This window comes from Streptomyces sp. NPDC050806 (genome assembly GCF_055586425.1).
Window position 1 is genome coordinate 350786 of record NZ_JBVJIF010000003.1, and the last position, 18849, is coordinate 369634.

Here is an 18849-nt window from a genome sequence, read left to right on the forward strand (position 1 = left end):
CTTTCCGGCTCCGGCCCGTCCCTCTCCCCCAGCCCCCTGAGTGAGAAGGACGAGATCATGCACCTTGCCGAGCTGCTCGCCGACGACCGGCCCTTTGCGCTGCTGCGCCGCCGCACCCCCGGCCGCGACCACGACACGGTCGAGGTGCTGACCGGCCCGGTCGCCACGTACGAACGGCTCGCCGACCTCCCCGAGGGCCTGGCCCTGGTGCCCTTCCGGCAGATCCGGGAGCGCGGCTTCGACGTGCGCGACGACGGCACGCCGCTGGCCGCGCTGGTCCCCGAGGAGCGGTACGAGCTGCCGCTCTCCGACGCGCTGGCACAGCTCCCCGACCACGCGGTGGCGGTCACGGGCGGTGACTTCGACGTGTCGGACGAGGAGTACGCCGGGATCGTCGGGCGCGTGCTGGACCAGGAGATCGGTCGGGGCGAGGGCGCGAACTTCGTCATCCGGCGGACGTTCCGGGGCGAGATCCCGGGCTTCGCGCGGGCCGACGCGCTCGCCCTCTTCCGGCGGCTGCTGACCACGGAGCGCGGCGCGTACTGGACCTTCGTGGTGCACACCGGCGAGCGCACCCTGGTGGGCGCCAGCCCGGAGGTGCACGTCCGCATGAGCGGCGGCACCGTCGTGATGAACCCGATCAGCGGCACCTACCGCTACCCGGCCGGCGGCCCCACCGCCGACGACCTGCTGGACTTCCTCGCCGACGGCAAGGAGATCGAGGAGCTCTCGATGGTCGTCGACGAGGAGCTCAAGATGATGTGCACGGTCGGCGACATGGGCGGCGTGGTGATCGGCCCGCGCCTGAAGGAGATGGCGCACCTCGCGCACACCGAGTACGAGCTGCGCGGCCGGTCCTCCCTGGACGTGCGGGAGGTACTGAAGGAGACGATGTTCGCGGCCACCGTCACCGGCTCGCCCGTGCAGAACGCCTGCCGGGTCATCGAGCGGTACGAGCCCGGCGGGCGCGGCTACTACGCGGGCGCGCTGGCGCTGATCGGACGGGACGCGGGCGGCGCCCGGACGCTGGATTCGCCGATCCTGATCCGTACCGCGGACATCGACGCGGGCGGGGAGCTGCGGGTGGCGGTCGGCGCGACACTGGTACGCGGCTCGGACCCGGCGAGCGAGGTGGCCGAGACGCACGCCAAGGCCGCCGGCGTGCTCACCGCGCTGGGCGTGCGGGAGGCACCGGCCCGCCGCACCGCCGCCGGGCCGCCGCGGCTGGCCGAGGACCCGCGGGTGCGGGCCGCGCTGGACGCGCGCCGCGCCGACCTCGCGCCGTTCTGGCTGCGGATGCAGACCACCGCGCCGACCGCGGCACTGGAAGGCCACGCGCTGGTGATCGACGCCGAGGACACCTTCACCGCGATGCTGGCGCACCTGCTGCGCACCTCGGGGCTGGAGGTGACGGTACGGCGCTACGACGAGCCGGGGCTGCGGGAGACCGCGCCGGCGCACGAGGGGCCCATCGTGCTGGGCCCCGGGCCCGGCAACCCTTCCGACGCGGCCGACCCGAAGATGCGGGCGCTGCGCGGGCTCGCGGCCGAGCTGCTGAGGGAACACAAGCACGGCCTGCTCGGGGTGTGCCTGGGCCATGAGCTGATCGCCGCGGTGCTCGGCCTGGAGATCGTCCGGAAGGACGTGCCGTTCCAGGGGGCGCAGGAGCGGATCGACTTCTTCGGACGCGAGGAGACGGTCGGCTTCTACAACACCTTCACCGCGCGCTGCGACGAGACGACCGTCGAGGAGCTGGCCATGCACCGGGTGGAGCTGAGCCGGGATCCGGCGAGCGGGGACGTGCACGCGCTGCGCGGCCCGGGCTTCGCGGGCGTCCAGTTCCACCCGGAGTCGGTGCTGACGCTGGACGGGGCCGCGCTCACCTCCCAGCTGCTGGCCGCTGTCCTGGTGTGACGAGGAAATTGCCGCCTGCGCGGCCGGCCAGGTAGTCCTCGACATTGGCGACAGTGGTGTCGACGATCTGGCCGACCGCGTCCTCGGTGAAGTACGCCTGGTGCGAGGTCACCAGCACGTTTCCGAAGGTCATCAGGCGGGCGAGGGTGTCGTCCTCGACGACTTCGAGCGACTTGTCGAAGAAGAAGAGCCCGGCCTCCTCCTCGTAGACGTCCAGGCCGACACCGAGGAGCCGGCCGGCCTTGAGCGTCTCCACGAGGGCCGCGGTGTCCACGAGGCCGCCCCGGCTGGAGTTGATCAGGAGCGCGTCGTCCTTCATCACCGCCAGGGCCTTGGCGTCGACGAGGTGCCGGGTGTCCTCCACCAGGGGGACGTGCAGGCTGATCAGGTCGGACTCGGCGAACAGCCGCTCCCGGTCCACGTAGGTCATGCCCAGTTCGGTACAGGCCGGGTTCTCGGCGATGTCCCAGCCGAGCAGCCGCATACCGAAACCGTGCGCGATCCGGGTGAACGCCTCGCCGATCTTGCCGGTGCCCACCACACCTGCGGTACGGCCGCGCAGGTCCCGGCCCATCAGGCCGTCCAGCCGGAAGTCGAAGTTCCGGGTGCGGTTGGTGGCGCGTACGATCCGCCGGTTCACCGCCAGCGCGAGACCCCAGGCGAACTCGGCGACGGAATACGGGGAGTAGGAGGAGACCCGGGCGACGGTGAGGCCGAGGTCGGCAGCGGCCCGCAGGTCGATGTTGTTGTAGCCGGTGGAACGCTGGGCGATCATTTTCGTGCCGCCCACGGCGAGCTCCTGGAGCACCCCGGCGGTCAGTTCGTCGTTGACGGCGGTGGTGACGATCTCGTAGTGGGCCGCGATGGGTGCGGTGTCGCCGTTGAGGAAGACGTCCAGGCTGCGGATCTGGTGCCGGCCGTCGAAGGCCCGCTCCAGCAGTCTGCGTTCGTCCGCCTGCACGCCGAAGGCCACGATCTCCACACTCCGCTCCCACCTGTGCCGTTTTGCAGACATACGGGCGATGGGCCGAATATACGACCCATCGCCCGGTACTGCCGTACGGGGTGGAGGGCGCGCCGCCACCGGCGCGCGCCCGCTGCGCCAGCCGCCAGCCGTCAGCCGTCAGCCGTCAGCCGTCAGCCGAAGAAGACCCCGGCCTCGGAGTACAGCTTCGGGTCCACCGTCTTCAGCTTCGCGGTGGCCTCGGAGATCGGCACCCGGACGATGTCCGTGCCGCGCAGCGCGACCATCTTCCCGAAGTCGCCGTCCCGCACGGCGTCGATGGCGTGCAGCCCGAAGCGGGTGGCCAGCCAGCGGTCGAAGGCGCTGGGCGTGCCGCCGCGCTGGGTGTGGCCCAGTACGGTCGTGCGCGCTTCCTTGCCCGTGCGCCGCTCGATCTCCTTGGACAGCCACTCCCCCACGCCCGAGAGCCGGACGTGCCCGAAGGAGTCGGTGGAGTCGTCCTTCAGGACCATCTGGCCGTCCTTGGGCATGGCGCCCTCGGCGACCACCACGATGGGCGCGTACCGGACCTTGAAGCGGGACTCGACCCAGTCGCAGACCTGGTCGATGTCGAATCGCTGCTCGGGGATGAGGATCACGTTGGCGCCGCCCGCCAGGCCGGAGTGGAGCGCGATCCAGCCCGCGTGCCGCCCCATGACCTCCACGACGAGGACCCGCATGTGCGACTCGGCGGTGGTGTGCAGCCGGTCGATGGCCTCGGTGGCCACGCCCACGGCGGTGTCGAAGCCGAAGGTGTAGTCGGTGGCCGAGAGGTCGTTGTCGATGGTCTTGGGGACGCCCACGCAGGGCACGCCGTGCTCGTCCGACAGGCGCGCTGCGACGCCGAGGGTGTCCTCGCCGCCGATCGCGATCAACGCGTCGACCTCGTTCTTGGCGAGGTTCTCCCGGATCCGCCGGACCCCGTCCTCCTGCTTGAACGGGTTGGTGCGCGAGGACCCCAGGATCGTGCCGCCGCGGGGGAGGATGCCGCGCACCGCGGGGATGTCCAGCGGCACCGTGTCGCTCTCCATGGGCCCGCGCCAGCCGTCCCGGAAGCCCACGAAGTCGTACTCGTACTCCTGGGTGCCCTTGCGGACCACCGCCCGGATGACCGCGTTCAGACCGGGGCAGTCGCCGCCACCGGTAAGCACTCCGACCCGCATCGCTACTTCCCTTCGCCCGTGATGGACCGACGCGGGTCACGCTAATGGTGATCCAGGTCACTCAGGAGAGGGGCGAGGGGCGGATTCCGGTGATTTTCGGGGGTGTTGGCGCACTGCCGTTCACTCGTACGAGCGTTTCCCGAAACGGCGCAGGCCGCCGCTCCGCCGTCAGGGCGTGTCCAGGCCGCGCTCTATCGCGTACCGGACCAGCTCCACCCTGTTGTGCAGCTGGAGCTTGCCGAGGGTGTTCTGTACGTGGTTCTGCACCGTGCGGTGCGAGATGACCAGCCGCTCGGCGATCTGCTTGTACGACAGCCCCTTGGCGACGAGGCGCAGCACCTCGGTCTCGCGGTCGGTGAGCTGCGGCGCGCCGGGCTCGTCCGCGGTGGCCGGGGCCGGCTCGGTCGCCAGCCTGCGGTACTCCCCCAGCACCAGCCCGGCCAGGCCGGGCGTGAAGACCGGGTCGCCGTCGGCGGTGGAGCGGACCGCCTCGATCAGCTCCGCCGTGCTCGCGGACTTCACCAGATAGCCCGTCGCGCCGGACTTCACGGCCTCCAGGACGTCCGCGTGCTCACCGCTCGCGGACAGCACCAGGACCCGCAGCCGGGGGTTGCCGCCGACCAGCTCGCGGCAGACCTCGACGCCGGGCAGGCCGGGGAGGTTGAGGTCGAGGACCAGCACGTCGGGGGCCGCGGCCCGGGCCCTGCGGACCGCCTGCGGGCCGTCGCCCGCCGTCGCGACCACCTCGAACCCGGCCTCGGCGAGGTCCCTGGCCACCGCGTCCCGCCACATCGGATGGTCGTCGACCACCATGACCTTCACGCCCTGCGGCTCGCTCATACGCCTGCCTTCCCCCGTCGTCCGCCCTCGGGCGTACCGCCCTTGGGCACCGTCAGCTCCACTTCCGTGCCCTGGCCCGGGACGGAGATCCACTCGGCGCTGCCGCCGAGGTCCCGCAGCCGTCCGCGGATGGACAGCGCGACCCCCAGCCGGCCCTCGCGCTCGGCGTCGGCGAGCCGGCCCTCCGGGATGCCCGGACCGTCGTCCCGCACCGTCACGATCACCGCCTCCGGCTCGTCCTCGACCAGGATCCACGCGTGGGCCCCGTCCCCCGCGTGCACCCGCACATTGTCCAACGCGGCACTGACAGCCGCTGCCAGGTCCGCGGCACGGGAGGCCGGGAGCAGCACCGGGGCGCCCGGCTCGGAGAAGGTCACCCCGGCGCCCGCGTGCGGCGCGAGCAGCGCCCGCACGTCGCACGGCTCGTCCGAGAACTCCTCCCCCTCGGGCACGCAGTTGTCGCCGTACGAGGGCCCGTCGGCCTCGCCGTCCTCGTGCGCCGCGGCCGCCCCGCCCGGGGGCGGCGTGGGCCGCTGCGCCGGCACCAGCCCGCTGGAGACCAGCGTGCGCAGCGCGACCTCCTGCTCGCCCGCCATCCGGCCCAGCTCCGCCGCCTCGCCGCCGAGCGCGGCACCGCGCCGCTGCACCATCGCGAGCACCTGGAGCACGCTGTCGTGGATGTCGCGGGCCAGCCGCTCGCGTTCGCGGGTGGCCGCCTCGATCTGCAGGGCGCGCGCGAGGGTGCGCTCACTCGCCCTGGCCACCTCGACGACGTAACCGATCGCCACGCTCGCCACCCACACCAGCAGCACGTTGTGGACGGTGTCCCGGGCGAACTCCTGGCGCTCCACGAGGTTGGCGACCGCCACCACCGAGGAGGCGCCCGCCGCCCAGCGCCAGCCGCCCTTGATCGCGAAGCCCAGCGCCGCGCCGGCCGTCCATATCGACGGCAGCGTGGGCGCGCCGCCCACCACCCGGGCGTGGGTGTCGACGAGCGGGGTGAGCAGGATGCCGGTGACCGCGAAGGCGAGGTCGCCGAGGAGGAAGCGGCGGGTGCAGCGCTCGGCGGAGGTGGTGCAGCGCCAGGTCAGCACCATCCATACGGTGAGCGCGGCCATGTACGCGGCGCCGCCCAACGGGTGCGCGTACTCGGTGTAGTTGAGCGAGAAGATCGCCACGGCGTAGACCAGGGTGAGCACGCGGTACCCCGTCAGCGCCCGCCACAGCGGGAGTTCGACGGACATCCGCAGCACCCGGGGCTGCCGGGGCCGCCCTCTGGCCTCCTCCTCCGTGGCCGCCGCCGTGCTCGCCGGCCCCACCACGGCGGGTATCCGGTCCTCCGATGTCATCTGGCCCCCCTCGCCGGGCTACTGGCCGCCGGGCCCGGACTTCTTCGCCGCCTTCTCCGCCTCGGCCTGCTTCTTGGCGGCGTCGGCGATCTGCCGCTTGGCCGCGGTCGCGTAGATGTCCACGTACTCCTGGCCGGACAGCTTCATGATCTCGTACATGACCTCGTCGGTGACCGACCGCAGGATGAAGCGGTCGCCCTCCATGCCGTGGTACCGGCTGAAGTCCAGCGGCTTCCCGATGCGGATGCCGGGCCGGATCATCTTCGGCACGACCTTGCCGGGCGGCTGCACCTTCTCCGTGTCGATCATCGCCACGGGGATCACCGGCGCGCCGGTGGCCAGCGCCACCCGGGCCAGCCCGCCGGGCTTGCCGCGGTAGAGCCGGCCGTCGGGCGAGCGGGTGCCCTCGGGGTAGATCCCGAACAGCTCGCCGCGCTCCAGCACCTCGATGCCGCTCTTGATCGCCGCCTCACCGGCACCGCGGCCGCCGGAGCGGTCCACCGGCAGCTGGCCGACGCCCTTGAAGAACGCGGCCGTCAGCTTGCCCTTGACGCCGGGCGAGGTGAAGTACTCGGCCTTGGCGATGAAGGTGACCTTCCGGTCGAGCACAGCGGGCAGGAAGAAGGAGTCCGAGAACGACAGGTGGTTGCTCGCCAGGATCGCGGGGCCCTCGGCGGGGATGTTCTCCAAGCCCTCCACCCAGGGACGGAACGCGAGCTTCAGCGATCCGCCGATGGAAAACTTCATTGCGCCGTAGATCAACGCCACTCCTTCTGTGTCCGACGCAAAGACCTTAACCCGCGGGGCGGCACGCGCCCTCACCGTGCGCGACGCCGCCGCCCGTCCGCACGGCACACCCTCCCCTGCGGACCTATCCGGGCGGCTGAGCTTTGCGTACCCTGCAGTTACCAGCTCTCGCCGCAGGCCGGCGCTTCCCCTTTACCGAACGGAGTCCTCCGGTGCCGCTCCTTCCCGGGGCCGAGCCGTTCCGCCATGAAGGCGGTCAGGTCGGTGTCCTCGTCTGCCACGGCTTCACCGGCTCCCCGCAGTCCGTCCGCCCCTGGGCCGAGTACCTCGCGGCCCGCGGGCTCACCGTCTCGCTGCCGCTGCTGCCCGGCCACGGCACCCGCTGGCAGGACCTCCAGATCACCACCTGGCAGGACTGGTACGCGGAGGTCGACCGCGAGCTGCGCGCGCTGACCGCCCGCTGCGACCCGGTCTTCGTCTGCGGCCTGTCGATGGGCGGCGCGCTGTCGCTGCGGCTCGCCGCACGGCACGGCGACGCGATCAGCGGCATCGTCGTGGTGAACCCCGCGAACAAGGTGCACGACGCGGCCGCCCCGCTGCTGCCGGTACTGCGCCACTTCGTCCGCACCACCAAGGGCCTGACCAGCGACATCTGCCAGGCGAACGCGATGGAGACCGGCTACGACCGGGTCCCGCTGCACGCCGCGCACTCCGTACGCCAGTTCTTCCGGCTGGTCGACGCCGAGCTGCCGCAGGTCACCCAGCCGCTGCTGGTGATGACCAGCCCGCAGGACCACGTCGTGCCGCCGGCCGACTCCGAACGCATCATGAGCCGGGTCTCGTCCAAGGACCTGCGGCAGAAGCTGCTGGAGCGCAGCTACCACGTCGCGACCCTGGACCACGACGCGGAGCAGATCTTCGAGGACACCTACGACTTCATCGCCCGCCTTGCACCGGTCGTGAAGGGGGAGGGGACGACCACCAGTGGTGGAGCGTGACCCGCGCGATCCTCTCGACGAGGACGCCGCCTGGGCCGAGATCGTGGCCTCCTACGGCGAGGAGCCGGCCTTTCCCGCGCCGGAGGACCGGCCGTCCGCGCCGGTCTCCCGAGAGCCCGAGCGCCCGGTGACCGACCTGGACCTGGAGAAGGGCCTGGCCAACTGGGAGAAGGAGCTGGGACTGGACAAGGGCCCGGTGGAGAAGCCGCCGGAGAAGCCGGACGGGCCGCTGGGCACGGAGCCGGAGAAGGGCGCGGCGGCCGGGCGGGAGACGACGGCCGAGGCGCGGCCGGACGCCGGGGAGGCCCAGGGCGACGCACCGCCGGCCGAGCGGCCGGAGAGCGGTGCGGCCGACCGGCCCGGCGGCGCCTCCGGCGACCGGCCCGGCAGCTTCGTCGTGTTCGCGCCGGGTGTCGGGCCGCGCGACTGGTCGGCCGCCGAGCCCTCCGACGACGACCTCGACGAGGACGACGAGGGGCACTTCACCCCGCCCGAGCCGCCGCCGCTGCCGCAGGCCGACGTGACGACCAAGTTCGCGTGGATCGCGCTGCTCGGCGGGCCGCTGCTGCTCATCCTGGTACTGGTCTTCCAGCAGCCGGTGACGTGGTGGATCACCACGCTGGGCATCGGCGGTTTCCTGGGCGGCTTCGTGACGCTCGTCGCCCGTATGAAGGACGATGACGACGAGGACCCCCGGCCCGGGGGCGGCGCGGTCGTCTGAGGACGCCGGGCGCCGCCCGCGGCCGGCCGCTCAGGAAGCGGCCGGCACCCGCAGCGCCGCCAGCACCGGCAGATGATCGGAGGCCGCCAGCAGGTCGGCCGCCTCGACGCCCGGCAGGTCGATCGGTACGCCGCAGCCCAGGACCGCCACGCCCGGAGTCGTGAACACCCCGTCGATGCGCTGGTGCGGGTCGTGCGGGGTCGAGGTGTACTCGCCGCCCCACGGCGCGGCCTCCCAGGCGTCCGTCAGCGCCCCGGCCAGCCGCCGGAAGCTGCGGCCCTTGGGCCGGTCGTTGATGTCGCCGCCGGCCACCGCGTGCGGCGCGTCCAGCAGCGCGAGCCGCTCCAGGAGCAGCCCCGCCTGCTCGTACCGCTCCGCCGCGCTCAGGCTCAGGTGCGCGCTGAGCACGCCGAGCCGGGCGCCGGCCCGCCGCCCGGCCGCCGCCTCCGGCGAAGGCTCCTCCGGAGCCGTCCCCGCGAACCGCAGCACCGCCGTCGCGAAGCCGCGCCGGTGCAGGCCGGGGGTCTTGGGGAGCAGGACGTCCTCGGCGCGCTCCACGTGGGCGCGGAGCGAGGTGAGGATCATCGGGCCGCAGGCCGTCGCGCCGCCCGTGGCGTACACCAGCCCCGACTCCCGGGCCAGCGCCGCGGCGGCCTTCCGCCAGCGGAAGAAGCGCGGGGCCTCCTGGATGAGCGCGACGTCGGGAGCGCAGGCCCTGATGACCCTGGCGAGCGCCGCCCGGTCGTCCCGCATCGAGCGGATGTTGTAGCTGAGCACCCGGACGACGGCCGAGCCGTCGGACTCGGTTCGGGACTCGGGAAACATGCTCAAGGTGCCAAGATCCTCTCGCCGGGCTCCGGGACGTCACGCGGACAGGTGCGGGCACAGACTATGGCAATGCCCGCCACGCCTGGAAAGACGCAACGGGCAGTACCGACAGCCGTCACCATCGATGGAGCAACCCCAACGGCGACCGTCCAGGTCCGCGAAAGCGGCGCCGGCTCGGGCGCAAAGGGGGGGGCCGCTGTTACCCCTGGCGGGCCAGGTCGGCCGCGCCGACGAGGCCGGCCTTGCCGCCGAGCTGGGCCGCGAGGACCTGCGCGTGCGGCCGCCACTGGTTGCCGACCAGCCAGCGGCGGAAGGACTTGCGGATCGGGTCCAGGACCAGTTCGCCCTCGTCGGAGACGCCGCCGCCGACGATGAAGGCGGAGGGGTCGAAGAGCGAGGCGAGGTCGGCCAGGCCCGCGCCGGCCCAGCGGGCCAGCTCGCGGAAGGAGTCGACGGCGACGGGGCAGCCCTGCCGGGCGGCCTCGCTGATGTGCCGGCCCTCGATGCCCTCGGAGGTGCCGTCGCCCAGGCCGAGCAGGATCCCGGCGTTCTCCGGGGTGGCGAAGGCGCGCTGCCGGGCGTACCGGAGCAGGGCGCGCCCGGAGGCGTACTGCTCCCAGCAGCCCTGGCTGCCACAGCCGCACAGCAGGCCGTCGGGCACGACCCGGATGTGGCCGAACTCGGCGGCGACGCCGAAGCGGCCGCGGCGCAGCTTGTTGCCGATGATGATGCCGCCGCCGAGGCCGGTGCCGAGCGTGATGCAGATGACGTCGCTGTGGCCCTGGCCCGCGCCGAACTTGTACTCGCCCCAGGCCGCGGCGTTGGCGTCGTTCTCCACGACGACGGGCAGGCCGACGCGCTGCTCGACGTTGTCCTTGAGCGGCTCGTGGCGCCAGTTGATGTTCGGGGCGAAGAGCACCGTGGCGCGCTTCTCGTCGACGTAGCCGGCGGCGCCGATGCCCACGGCCTCCACCTGGTGGTCGGCCCCTACGGTGCGGACCGCGTCGGCGATGGCCTCGGTCAGTGCCTCGGAGGTAGGCGGGGTCGGCACCTTGCACGTCTCAAGGATCGTGCCCTCTTCGTCGACCACGCCGGCCGCGATCTTCGTGCCGCCGATGTCGACGCCGATGGTGAGTCCCATGTGTCCCTCAGTTTTCCGGTCGAACCCCGCCAACGGACAACCGTACCGGAGCCGGGGGGCGACCGGAGGCCGATGGATCATCAGCCGGGCACCTCACGCGCCGGAGGCGGCCCGGCGGGCTCACCTCCGGGCCGGGCCAGGGCCTTTCGTTGGGATCAGGCTTGATCGGCGTCGCGAGCCCAGCAAGATCCGAACGAGAGGCCCTAGTCGAGGTCGATCCGCTCGCTGCCGGACGTGCCCGCCGGGCCGTCGTCGTCGCGCGGCCCGCCCTCGGAGCCCTCCGCGGTGTCCGCGTGCGGGCCGCGGGCCGCGGCGTCCCGGCCGCCGGCGGCGTCGCGGGTCCAGCGGCGCTCGCCCGCCTCGACGGCGGAGCGGTAGGCGGCGAGCAGCTCGGAGCCGGCCGCCGCGAGGTGGTCGAAGACCTCGGGGTTGCGCTCGACGACCGGCTCGACGGCGGCCCTGGCCTGTTGGATGAGGTGGTTGACGGCGCCCTTGGCGGCCATGCCGCCGACCGCGCCGGGCAGCTGGATGCCCGCGATCCGGTCGCCGACCGCCTCGGCGAGCTTGCGCAGCTCCTCGGCGGCGCTGCCGGGCTGCCGGCCGTACTCGGCGCGGCGGCGGGCGCGCTCCCCTGCCAGGTCCTCGGCGCAGGCCTGCTCCCAGGCGTCATCGTCCGTCCGGGAGGTGTGGTCTGCGGGGCGCTCGGTGTCATCGGTCATGACGGGCTCCTGGCGGCGGTACGTCGGAGGGCGGGTACTTTCGACGTTACCGGAATGGCGGTACCCGCACGCCCTTCAGCCCGGACCTGCACGGATTCCGTACGTACGGGCCGCGTACCGGCACGGCCGCGCGCCCCGGGGTCACCGCTCGCGGGGCCACAGGTCCGGGTCGGGGGTGAAGCGGACGTGCAGCGCCCCGTCGCGCAGCCCGGCACCGGAGACGGTGCAGCGGCGCAGTACGGAGGGGAGCGTGCGGATGCGCCGGAACGGGCCGACGGTGACGATCAGTTCGTCACCGCGGCGGACCAGCCCGAGCGCTTCGCGGGTGGCGCCGGGCAGCGGCAGCCGCCAGATCAGCAGCCCGTCCTCGGCGAGGCGGTCCTCCACGGCCCCCGCCGTGTCCACCGCGGTGCTCTCCCCCGTGTCCGCGCTCCCGTCCGGCGTCCCGTCGAGCAGCCCGGCCAGCTCCTCCGGGCCCTGCGGATCGCGGCCCAGGTGCGGCACCTCGTGCACCGGTACCCCGGCGAAGTCCTCCCGCAGCGCCTTGAGCGCGACCTGCTGCCGGCCGGAGAGCCCGGCCAGGAAGGGGTCGGCGGAGCCCACGGGCAGCAGCCGGTTGGCGACCACGGCGTCCAGCCGGTGGCCGAAGAGGGCCAGGCCCGCGCGGGCGGCGCGCAGGTCGGCGGCGCCCGTCGGGCCCGGCTCGGCGACCAGCCGTACGGTCGTGCCCGGAGCCTCGATGACGTCCTGGACGGCGGCCAGCTCCTGTTCCCAGCGCGCGGCGGTCTCGTACACCTTCTGCGCGGGCATCGGCACCCCGGCGAGCTGCGCGAGCACCGGACGGAGCGCGCGGGCCGCCTGGCGTTCGGCGGGCAGCAGCCGGCGCAGCCCGCGACGGGCCTGCTCGGGCAGGGCCAGCAGCCGGACGGCCCGGTCGGCGGGCGGCAGGTCGACGACGATCAGGTCCCAGCCGCCGGTCTCGTGGGCGGCGCGCAGCGTGTGCAGCAGCGCGAGGATCTCCGCGCCGGGCGGCTCGGTGACCTCGTCCTCGTCCAGCGGCGTGGCGCCGAGCAGGTCGAGTGCGGCGGCGGCGCGGTCCTGGAAGGCCAGGAACTCGCGGCGGAAGTGCTCGGCGGTGTCGGCCCTGGCGGCCGTGAGGCCGGGCGCCGGTTCGACGGGGCCGCCGGAGAGCGGCATGCCGAGCAGCGCTTCGGGGGCGCCGCTCTCCAGGGTGAGGAACAGGGTGCGCCGCTGCCGCCGGGCCGCCGCGAGGGCGGTGGCGGCGGCGACGGTGGTGCGGCCCGCGCCGCCGGGACCGGTGACGAGGACCGTACGTGTCATCAGGGGCGCGCGGCCTCATCGGAGCCCGCGGCGCCGCTCTCGACGCGGTTCTTCAGGCCGGCCAGCGCGCGGTCGATGATGACCTTCTCGGCCTTGCGCTTGATCATGCCGAGCATCGGGATCTTGACGTCGACGGTGAGCTGGTACGTGACCTCCGTACGCGCTCCGCCGTCCTTCGGCGCGAGGCGGTAGGAGCCGTCCAGGGCGCGCAGCATCTGGGACTTCACGAGCGACCAGCTGACCTCGTGCTCGCCGGTCCAGGTGTAGGCGAGGGTGTGGTCGTCCTTGATCGCGCCGGCGTCCAGCACCAGGCGGACCTGCCGGGCGCGGCCCTGGTCGTCCTTCTCCAGTACCTCGGCCTCCTTGACCTCACCGGTCCATGCCGGATAGCGGTCGAAGTCGGCGATCACTCCCATCACATCGGCGGGTGCCGCCTCGATCGTGATGCTAGAGCTGGTGTGTTCGGCCATCGCCGTGACTCCTCCATGCCGATTCATGCCGGTACGCCGACTCGTGGGGGCCGGGGTCCGACGGTGCGGGAACCGGGGCCGACCCTGCTGCTGAAGGCTACCGCGCGGGCGGGGCCGCCCCGACCCGCGGGCCGGGGGCGCGGGCCGCGACGGCACGAGTGCCGGCGGGCGCGGTGGGCACCGGCGGGCGCCGCGGGTCACCACTCCAGCGCGAACGGCGCCCCAGTGGCGTTGAAATGCCCGACATTGATGCACTCCGTCCGGCCGATCCGCATCCGCTGGGCGAGCGGCTGATGGACGTGGCCGAAGAGGGAGTAGCGCGGCCGGGTGCGGTGGATGGCTTCGAGGAGGGCGCGGCTGCCGCGTTCGAAGCGGCGGGCGACGGTGTCGTAGCAGAGGTCGGCGACGTCCGGCGGGATGTGGGTGCACAGCACGTCCACCTCGCCGATGGCCTCGATCTTCGCGGCGTACTCCTCGTCGCCGATCTCGAAGGGGGTGCGCATCGCGGTGCGCAGGCCGCCACCCACGAAACCGAAGACCCGGCCGCCTATCTCCACCCGCTCGCCGTCCAGGACGGTGGTGCCGGGAGCGGCGAACTCCGGCCAAAGACGGGGGAGATCGACATTGCCGTAGGTGGCGTACGTAGGAGTGGGGAACGCGGCGAACATCTCGGCGTACTGCTTGCGCACCGCGCCTTCGATCGCGGCGTTCTTGTCCATCCCGGCCCACAGGCTCCGTCCCAGCTCACGGGCCTCCTCGAAGCGGCGGGCCGTGCGCAGCTCGACCAGCCGGTCGGCGTTCTCGGTGCCGAAGAGGTCGGGGAAGATGCCGCGCGAGTGATCGGCGTAGTCCAGGAAGAGGACGAGGTCACCGAGGCAGACCAGGGCGTCCGCACCCTCCCCGGCAGCGGCGAGGTCCCGGGCGTTGCCGTGTACGTCACTGACCACATGTACGCGCATACGACTCAGATTAGGCCCCTGAGGCCGGTGCGGGGAGACCCCGCCGACCTGCGGTTACTTCCGAGTCACCGGAGACCTCGACTACGCTGCGCGTGAGCCGTCCGGACATGTGTGACGCATAAAACATCTGGGCGGGACCCCCTATCCCCGAAGGCATACCGATGGGTAACGTCCGGGCAGTCCAATCCCCCCTGCCTGATCATGGACCGCAGCCGGCCTGACGCACCGCGTGGTGACGCCGGCGGCCACCGAGGAGCAGCAGTCTTGCGCGAGTTCAGCCTTCCGGCCCTTTACGAGGTCCCCGCGGACGGCAATCTGACGGATCTCATCCGCCGGAATGCCGCGCAGCACCCCGACGTCGCCGTCATCGGCCGCAAGGTCGCCGGCCGGTGGCAGGACGTCACCGCCGCCGCGTTCCTCGCCGAGGTGCGCGCCGTGGCGAAGGGCCTCATCGCCTCCGGCGTCCAGCCGGGCGACCGCATCGGCCTGATGTCCCGCACGCGGTACGAGTGGACGCTGCTGGACTTCGCCATCTGGAGCGCGGGCGGCGTCACCGTCCCCGTCTACGAGACCAGCTCGCCCGAGCAGATCCAGTGGATCCTCGGCGACTCCGGCGCGGTGGCCTGCGTGGTCGAGACGCCCGGGCACGAGGCCGCGGTGGAGTCGGTGCGCGACCGGCTGCCGGGGCTGGCCAACATCTGGCAGATCGAGCGGGACGCGATAGCCCGGCTGCACGCCGCGGGCGACGGGCTCTCCGACGACGAGGTGGAGGCGCGCAGCGCCCTCGCCGACGCCGACTCCCCCGCGACCATCGTCTACACCTCCGGCACGACGGGCCGCCCCAAGGGCTGTGTGCTCAGCCACCGGGCGTTCTTCGCCGAGTGCGGCAACATCGTCGAGCGGCTGCGCCCCCTCTTCCGTACCGGCGACTCCTCGGTCCTCCTCTTCCTCCCGGTCGCGCACGTCTTCGGACGGCTGGTCGAGGTCGCCTCCGTGATGGCGCCCATCAAGCTCGGGCACGTCGCGGACATCAAGCACCTCACCGACGAACTCGCCGCGTTCAGGCCGACGATGGTGCTCGGCGTGCCGCGCGTCTTCGAGAAGGTCTACAACACGGCGCGGGCCAAGGCGCAGGCCGACGGCAAGGGCAAGATCTTCGACAAGGCCGCGGACACCGCGATCGCCTACAGCCGCGCGCAGGACACCCCGGCCGGCCCCTCGATGGCCCTGCGGCTGAAGCACAAGGTGTTCGACCGGGTCGTCTACAGCAAGCTGCGGTCCGTCCTCGGCGGCCGCGCCACGCACGCGATCTCCGGCGGCGCGCCGCTGGGCGAGCGGCTGGGCCACTTCTACCGCGGCATCGGCTTCACCGTCCTGGAGGGCTACGGCCTCACCGAGTCCTGCGCGGCGACCGCCTTCAACCCCTGGGACCGGCAGAAGATCGGTACGGTCGGCCAGCCGCTGCCCGGCTCGGTCGTCCGGATCGCCGACGACGGCGAGGTGCTGCTGCACGGCGAGCACCTCTTCACGACGTACTGGAACAACGAGCAGGCCACCGCCGACGCGCTCTCCGACGGCTGGTTCCACACCGGTGACATCGGCACCCTGGACGAGGACGGCTACCTCGCCATCACCGGGCGCAAGAAGGAGATCCTGGTGACGGCCGGCGGCAAGAACGTCGCGCCCGCCGTGATCGAGGACCGCATCCGGGCGCACGCCCTGGTGGCCGAGTGCATGGTCGTCGGCGACGGCCGTCCCTTCGTCGGCGCGCTGATCACGCTCGACGAGGAGTTCCTGCCGCGCTGGGCGACCGAGCACGGCAAGGTCGGCAAGGGCCCCGAGGAGCTCGCCCAGGACCCGGAGCTGCTGGCGGCGGTCCAGCGCGCGGTGGACGACGGCAACGCCGCGGTCTCGCGCGCCGAGTCGGTCCGCAAGTTCCGCGTCCTGCCGACCCAGTTCACCGAGGAGTCGGGCCATGTCACCCCGTCCCTGAAGCTCAAGCGCAACGTCGTCGCCAAGGACTTCGCCGAGGACATCGAGGCCCTGTACCGCGGCTGAGCGCTCGCTGCACGACATGAGCCGGCCGGGCCCCGGAGAGGGGCCCGGCCGGCTTCGTGCGACCGCGAGGGCCGTCAGAGCAGGGTGCGGAGGCGTTCCGCGAGGAGGTCCCAGCGCCACTTCTCCTCGACCCAGGCGCGGCCGCGCTCGCCCATGCGGCGGCGCAGCGCGGGGTCCTGGAGGAGCGGGACGATGCGGTCGGCAGCGGCGGCCGGGGAGCCGCCGGGGACCACCCAGCCGGTCTCGCCGTCCAGGACCGCGTCCGGGGCGCCGCCGGAGTCGCCCGCGACGACCGGCAGGCCGGTGGCGGAGGCCTCCAGGTAGACGATGCCCAGGCCCTCCACGTCCAGGCCGCCGCGCCGGGTGCGGCAGGGCATGGCGAAGACGTCGCCCGCGCCGTAGTGCGCGGGCAGCTCCTCCCACGGGACGGCACCGGTGAAGTGCACGGCGTCCCCGACCCCGCGGGCCGCGGCGAGCGCGCGCAGCTCCTTCTCGTACGGGCCGCCGCCGACGATCAGCAGGGCCGCGTCCGGGACCTCGGCCCTGATCCGCGGCAGGGCCTCGATCAGGGTGTCCTGGCCCTTGCGCGGGACGAGCCGGGAGACGCACACCACGACCGGGCGGTCGGCCAGCCCGAGGCGGGTGCGGACGTCGTCGCCGCCCGAGCCGGGGTGGAAGGTCTTCTCGTCCACGCCGGGCGGCAGCTGCACCATGCGTCCGGCGGCCTCGGGGGTCAGCGCCCGCGCGATCCGGGAGCGGGTGTACTCGCCGAGGTAGGTGATCGTGTCGGTGCCCTCGCCGATCCGCCGCAGCAGCTCGCGCGAGCCCGGCAGCTGCGCCCAGCCCGCCTCGTGGCCGTGGGTGGTGGCCACGATCCGGCGCGCGCCCGCCTTGCGCAGCGCGGGCGCCATCAGGCCGAGCGGCGCCGCAGCGCCGAACCACACCGACGTACAGCCGTGTTCCCGCAGCAGGTCCACGGCGCGCCGGGTCACCCGCGGGGTGGGAAGCAGCATCGTGGTGCGGTCCCGGACGACGGGGTACGGCTGCTCGGCGTCGAAGGCCGCCGTGGCCGCGATGCCGTCCGGGCTGCGCTTCCAGGTCGACGCGTAGACGACGACCTGCTCCGGGTCGAGCCGCAGCGCCATGCTGTGCAGAAAGGCCTGGATGCCGCCGGGACGGGGCGGGAAGTCGTTCGTGACGATCAGGGTCTTGTCCATCGGGGCCGACAGTAGCGCGTACCCGCGCGGTGACACGGCCCAGGTACGCCGCCGTGCCGGCCGGTGGCCCGGTGGTCAGCCCAGGACACGGGCCACGTACGCCCGCCAGCGCGCGGTGAACTGCGCCGTCGAGACGTGCAGTTCCTCGCGGAGCGCGCGGTCCAGGGCGTCCGGGCCGTTCGGCGCCGTGCCCACCGCCCGGTAGAAGGACACCAGGCGGCCCTCGCCCCACGTGTCGGCGATCAGGCGGCAGGCCAGCCAGCCGCCCTCGTACGCGCGGTTCAGCCGGTCGGCGCCCGCGTCGAAGCCGAAGTCCGCCGCGGTCGGCAGCCGGTCCGGCAGCCGGCCGCCGGCCACCGCGCGGGTCAGTTCGGGCGCGGCGGCGCGCGGCGTGCGGTGCGCGGTGCGGTACGCGGTCCAGTCGGCGAACCCCTCGGAGAGCCACAGCGGGGTCTCGGCCGTCGTCGTGGTGCGGGTGGCGACGTGGGCCGTCTCGTGGGTGAGGACGATCCGCCGGCCGAGCCCGCTCAGCTCCCCGTAGGCGCGCGGGTTCACGATCACCCGGTCCGCCGGGGCCCGGTTCGAGGCGCCCGCCTCGCCCGTGGTGACGGCCGCTATCCCCTCGTAGGCGGAGTCGTCCGAGGAGCCCAGCAGTTCCGCCATGCCGCGCACCGAGTCCGGCGCCTCGACCACCACCTCGCGCGACCAGCGGCCCGGCCAGGCGTCGGTGACGGCCGGCACCGCGTCGTCCGCGCGCCGGGCCAGTTCGCGCAGCCGGGCCCCGGTCTGCCCCGTGCCCAGCACCAGGCTGTGGTCGCCGCGCACGACCTGCACCCGGCCCTGGTCCCACAGCTGGCGGGCCGTCCACTTGCCGTCGGCCGCGCCGTCGGTGTCCGAACTGATCCGCCAGTGGCCGTCGCGCCGGGTGAGGGTGAGGTACTGGACGGCGCTGACCGGCGCGGTGTCGTACCCGGCGAGGCGGTAGCGCAGCCGGGCCTCGACGGCGATCCGCGGGCCGCCGCCGGCCGCCGCGGGGAGCGGGAAGGCGCCGGTCCGTACGAGGCGGTAGCTCCAGTCGGCGAGCGGCACGCCGCGCAGGCTCGCGAACATCCGCCGCTGCCGGTCGCGGAATCCGTCGGCGGCCGGGTCGACGGTCGCGAGGAAGGCGTCGGTGTCCCGGTGGCGGACGGCGTCGGCGCGGGCCTCCAGGACGCGCTGGACGGCCGCGGGGCCGGTCCGCTCGGTCGCCGGGTCCCCACAGCCCGTCAGTGCCGTCAGGAGCCCGGCCAGGCCGCCCGCCGCCCAGGTCGCCGCCGTGTGCCGCCGGTACGGCCGCCGCTTTTCCGCCACGCGGCAAATCGTATGCGTGAGCGGATACGGA

At 73.5% G+C, this 18849-nt stretch carries 17 protein-coding genes; 4 read left to right on the plus strand and 13 right to left on the minus strand.

Features of this window, described 5'->3' with window-relative positions:
- The first annotated feature begins 57 nt into the window (after positions 1-57).
- Complete coding sequence (locus tag ACZ6WH_RS10890; RefSeq protein WP_469727565.1) at positions 58-1914, plus strand: anthranilate synthase family protein; 1857 nt, start codon at positions 58-60, stop codon at positions 1912-1914.
- On the opposite strand, the gene ACZ6WH_RS10895 is transcribed toward ACZ6WH_RS10890, so the two are convergent.
- From ACZ6WH_RS10895 to ACZ6WH_RS10915, 5 genes are all read right to left on the minus strand, one after another.
- Positions 1880-2896, minus strand: a complete 1017-nt coding sequence (locus ACZ6WH_RS10895) for a 2-hydroxyacid dehydrogenase (protein WP_469727566.1) — start codon at positions 2894-2896, stop codon at positions 1880-1882. The genes ACZ6WH_RS10890 and ACZ6WH_RS10895 overlap by 35 nt on opposite strands.
- Positions 2897-3051: 155 nt before the next feature.
- On the minus strand, positions 3052-4080 hold the full coding sequence (locus ACZ6WH_RS10900; protein ID WP_469727568.1) for a 6-phosphofructokinase: 1029 nt from the start codon (positions 4078-4080) through the stop codon (positions 3052-3054).
- A 168-nt stretch (positions 4081-4248) separates the two neighbouring features.
- A complete protein-coding gene (locus ACZ6WH_RS10905; protein WP_361560787.1) occupies positions 4249-4920 on the minus strand; it encodes a response regulator transcription factor in 672 nt (223 codons plus the stop codon).
- Complete coding sequence (macS, locus tag ACZ6WH_RS10910) at positions 4917-6164, minus strand: MacS family sensor histidine kinase (protein WP_469728002.1); 1248 nt, start codon at positions 6162-6164, stop codon at positions 4917-4919. Before macS ends, ACZ6WH_RS10905 begins: the two co-directional genes overlap by 4 nt.
- 123 nt (positions 6165-6287) lie before the next feature.
- Positions 6288-7016: a lysophospholipid acyltransferase family protein gene (locus tag ACZ6WH_RS10915; RefSeq protein ID WP_361560927.1), complete on the minus strand. Its 729-nt coding sequence runs from the start codon at positions 7014-7016 to the stop codon at positions 6288-6290.
- Between the two features lie 212 nt (positions 7017-7228).
- Between ACZ6WH_RS10915 and ACZ6WH_RS10920 the strand changes: the two genes are divergently transcribed.
- Together ACZ6WH_RS10920 and ACZ6WH_RS10925 are read left to right on the plus strand one after the other, a co-directional pair.
- Positions 7229-8014 (plus strand): alpha/beta hydrolase, encoded by a 786-nt coding sequence (locus ACZ6WH_RS10920; protein ID WP_469727569.1) that lies wholly within the window; start codon positions 7229-7231, stop codon positions 8012-8014.
- Entirely contained in the window at positions 8001-8735 is a 735-nt protein-coding gene (locus tag ACZ6WH_RS10925) for a hypothetical protein (protein ID WP_469727571.1), read from the plus strand. The genes ACZ6WH_RS10920 and ACZ6WH_RS10925 overlap by 14 nt, the downstream gene beginning before the upstream one ends.
- Before the next feature lie 30 nt (positions 8736-8765).
- Here the strand turns inward: ACZ6WH_RS10925 and ACZ6WH_RS10930 are convergent, their stop codons facing one another.
- The 6 genes from ACZ6WH_RS10930 to ACZ6WH_RS10955 form a co-directional block, all read right to left on the minus strand.
- Positions 8766-9560, minus strand: coding sequence for an endonuclease/exonuclease/phosphatase family protein (locus ACZ6WH_RS10930; RefSeq protein ID WP_432864278.1), 795 nt, complete (start codon positions 9558-9560; stop codon positions 8766-8768).
- Between the two features lie 202 nt (positions 9561-9762).
- Positions 9763-10704 carry an ROK family glucokinase gene (locus ACZ6WH_RS10935; protein ID WP_432853227.1) on the minus strand — a complete coding sequence of 314 codons (942 nt, stop codon included), beginning with the start codon at positions 10702-10704 and terminating at the stop codon, positions 9763-9765.
- A gap of 203 nt (positions 10705-10907) precedes the next feature.
- Positions 10908-11423: a DUF5304 domain-containing protein gene (locus tag ACZ6WH_RS10940; RefSeq protein WP_469727573.1), complete on the minus strand. Its 516-nt coding sequence runs from the start codon at positions 11421-11423 to the stop codon at positions 10908-10910.
- Positions 11424-11564: 141 nt separating this feature from the next.
- On the minus strand, positions 11565-12764 hold the full coding sequence (locus tag ACZ6WH_RS10945; RefSeq protein WP_469727574.1) for an ArsA family ATPase: 1200 nt from the start codon (positions 12762-12764) through the stop codon (positions 11565-11567).
- Positions 12764-13234 (minus strand): SRPBCC family protein, encoded by a 471-nt coding sequence (locus tag ACZ6WH_RS10950; RefSeq protein ID WP_361560804.1) that lies wholly within the window; start codon positions 13232-13234, stop codon positions 12764-12766. Before ACZ6WH_RS10950 ends, ACZ6WH_RS10945 begins: the two co-directional genes overlap by 1 nt.
- 197 nt (positions 13235-13431) lie before the next feature.
- On the minus strand, positions 13432-14193 hold the full coding sequence (locus ACZ6WH_RS10955) for a metallophosphoesterase family protein (RefSeq protein WP_469727575.1): 762 nt from the start codon (positions 14191-14193) through the stop codon (positions 13432-13434).
- Between the two features lie 264 nt (positions 14194-14457).
- Between ACZ6WH_RS10955 and ACZ6WH_RS10960 the strand changes: the two genes are divergently transcribed.
- Complete coding sequence (locus tag ACZ6WH_RS10960; RefSeq protein WP_469727577.1) at positions 14458-16251, plus strand: AMP-dependent synthetase/ligase; 1794 nt, start codon at positions 14458-14460, stop codon at positions 16249-16251.
- 74 nt (positions 16252-16325) lie between these two features.
- Here ACZ6WH_RS10960 and ACZ6WH_RS10965 read toward each other — a convergent pair whose 3' ends face one another.
- Positions 16326-17468, minus strand: coding sequence for a glycosyltransferase family 4 protein (locus tag ACZ6WH_RS10965; RefSeq protein ID WP_469727578.1), 1143 nt, complete (start codon positions 17466-17468; stop codon positions 16326-16328).
- 75 nt (positions 17469-17543) lie between these two features.
- Positions 17544-18818, minus strand: coding sequence for a hypothetical protein (locus ACZ6WH_RS10970; RefSeq protein WP_469727580.1), 1275 nt, complete (start codon positions 18816-18818; stop codon positions 17544-17546).
- Positions 18819-18849: the final 31 nt, after the last annotated feature.

Bases quoted from the DNA above. Each gene is read 5' to 3' on its own strand.
- ACZ6WH_RS10940 (WP_469727573.1), bottom strand. From the start codon at position 11,423: ATGACCGATGACACCGAGCGCCCCGCAGACCACACCTCCCGGACGGAC.
- ACZ6WH_RS10905 (WP_361560787.1), bottom strand. From the start codon at position 4,920: ATGAGCGAGCCGCAGGGCGTGAAGGTCATGGTGGTCGACGACCATCCG.
- ACZ6WH_RS10900 (WP_469727568.1), bottom strand. From the start codon at position 4,080: ATGCGGGTCGGAGTGCTTACCGGTGGCGGCGACTGCCCCGGTCTGAAC.
- ACZ6WH_RS10950 (WP_361560804.1), bottom strand. From the start codon at position 13,234: ATGGCCGAACACACCAGCTCTAGCATCACGATCGAGGCGGCACCCGCC.
- ACZ6WH_RS10935 (WP_432853227.1), bottom strand. From the start codon at position 10,704: ATGGGACTCACCATCGGCGTCGACATCGGCGGCACGAAGATCGCGGCC.
- ACZ6WH_RS10965 (WP_469727578.1), bottom strand. From the start codon at position 17,468: ATGGACAAGACCCTGATCGTCACGAACGACTTCCCGCCCCGTCCCGGC.
- ACZ6WH_RS10945 (WP_469727574.1), bottom strand. From the start codon at position 12,764: ATGACACGTACGGTCCTCGTCACCGGTCCCGGCGGCGCGGGCCGCACC.
- macS (WP_469728002.1), bottom strand. From the start codon at position 6,164: ATGTCCGTCGAACTCCCGCTGTGGCGGGCGCTGACGGGGTACCGCGTG.
- ACZ6WH_RS10915 (WP_361560927.1), bottom strand. From the start codon at position 7,016: ATGAAGTTTTCCATCGGCGGATCGCTGAAGCTCGCGTTCCGTCCCTGG.
- ACZ6WH_RS10930 (WP_432864278.1), bottom strand. From the start codon at position 9,560: ATGTTTCCCGAGTCCCGAACCGAGTCCGACGGCTCGGCCGTCGTCCGG.
- ACZ6WH_RS10890 (WP_469727565.1), top strand. From the start codon at position 58: ATGCACCTTGCCGAGCTGCTCGCCGACGACCGGCCCTTTGCGCTGCTG.
- ACZ6WH_RS10955 (WP_469727575.1), bottom strand. From the start codon at position 14,193: ATGCGCGTACATGTGGTCAGTGACGTACACGGCAACGCCCGGGACCTC.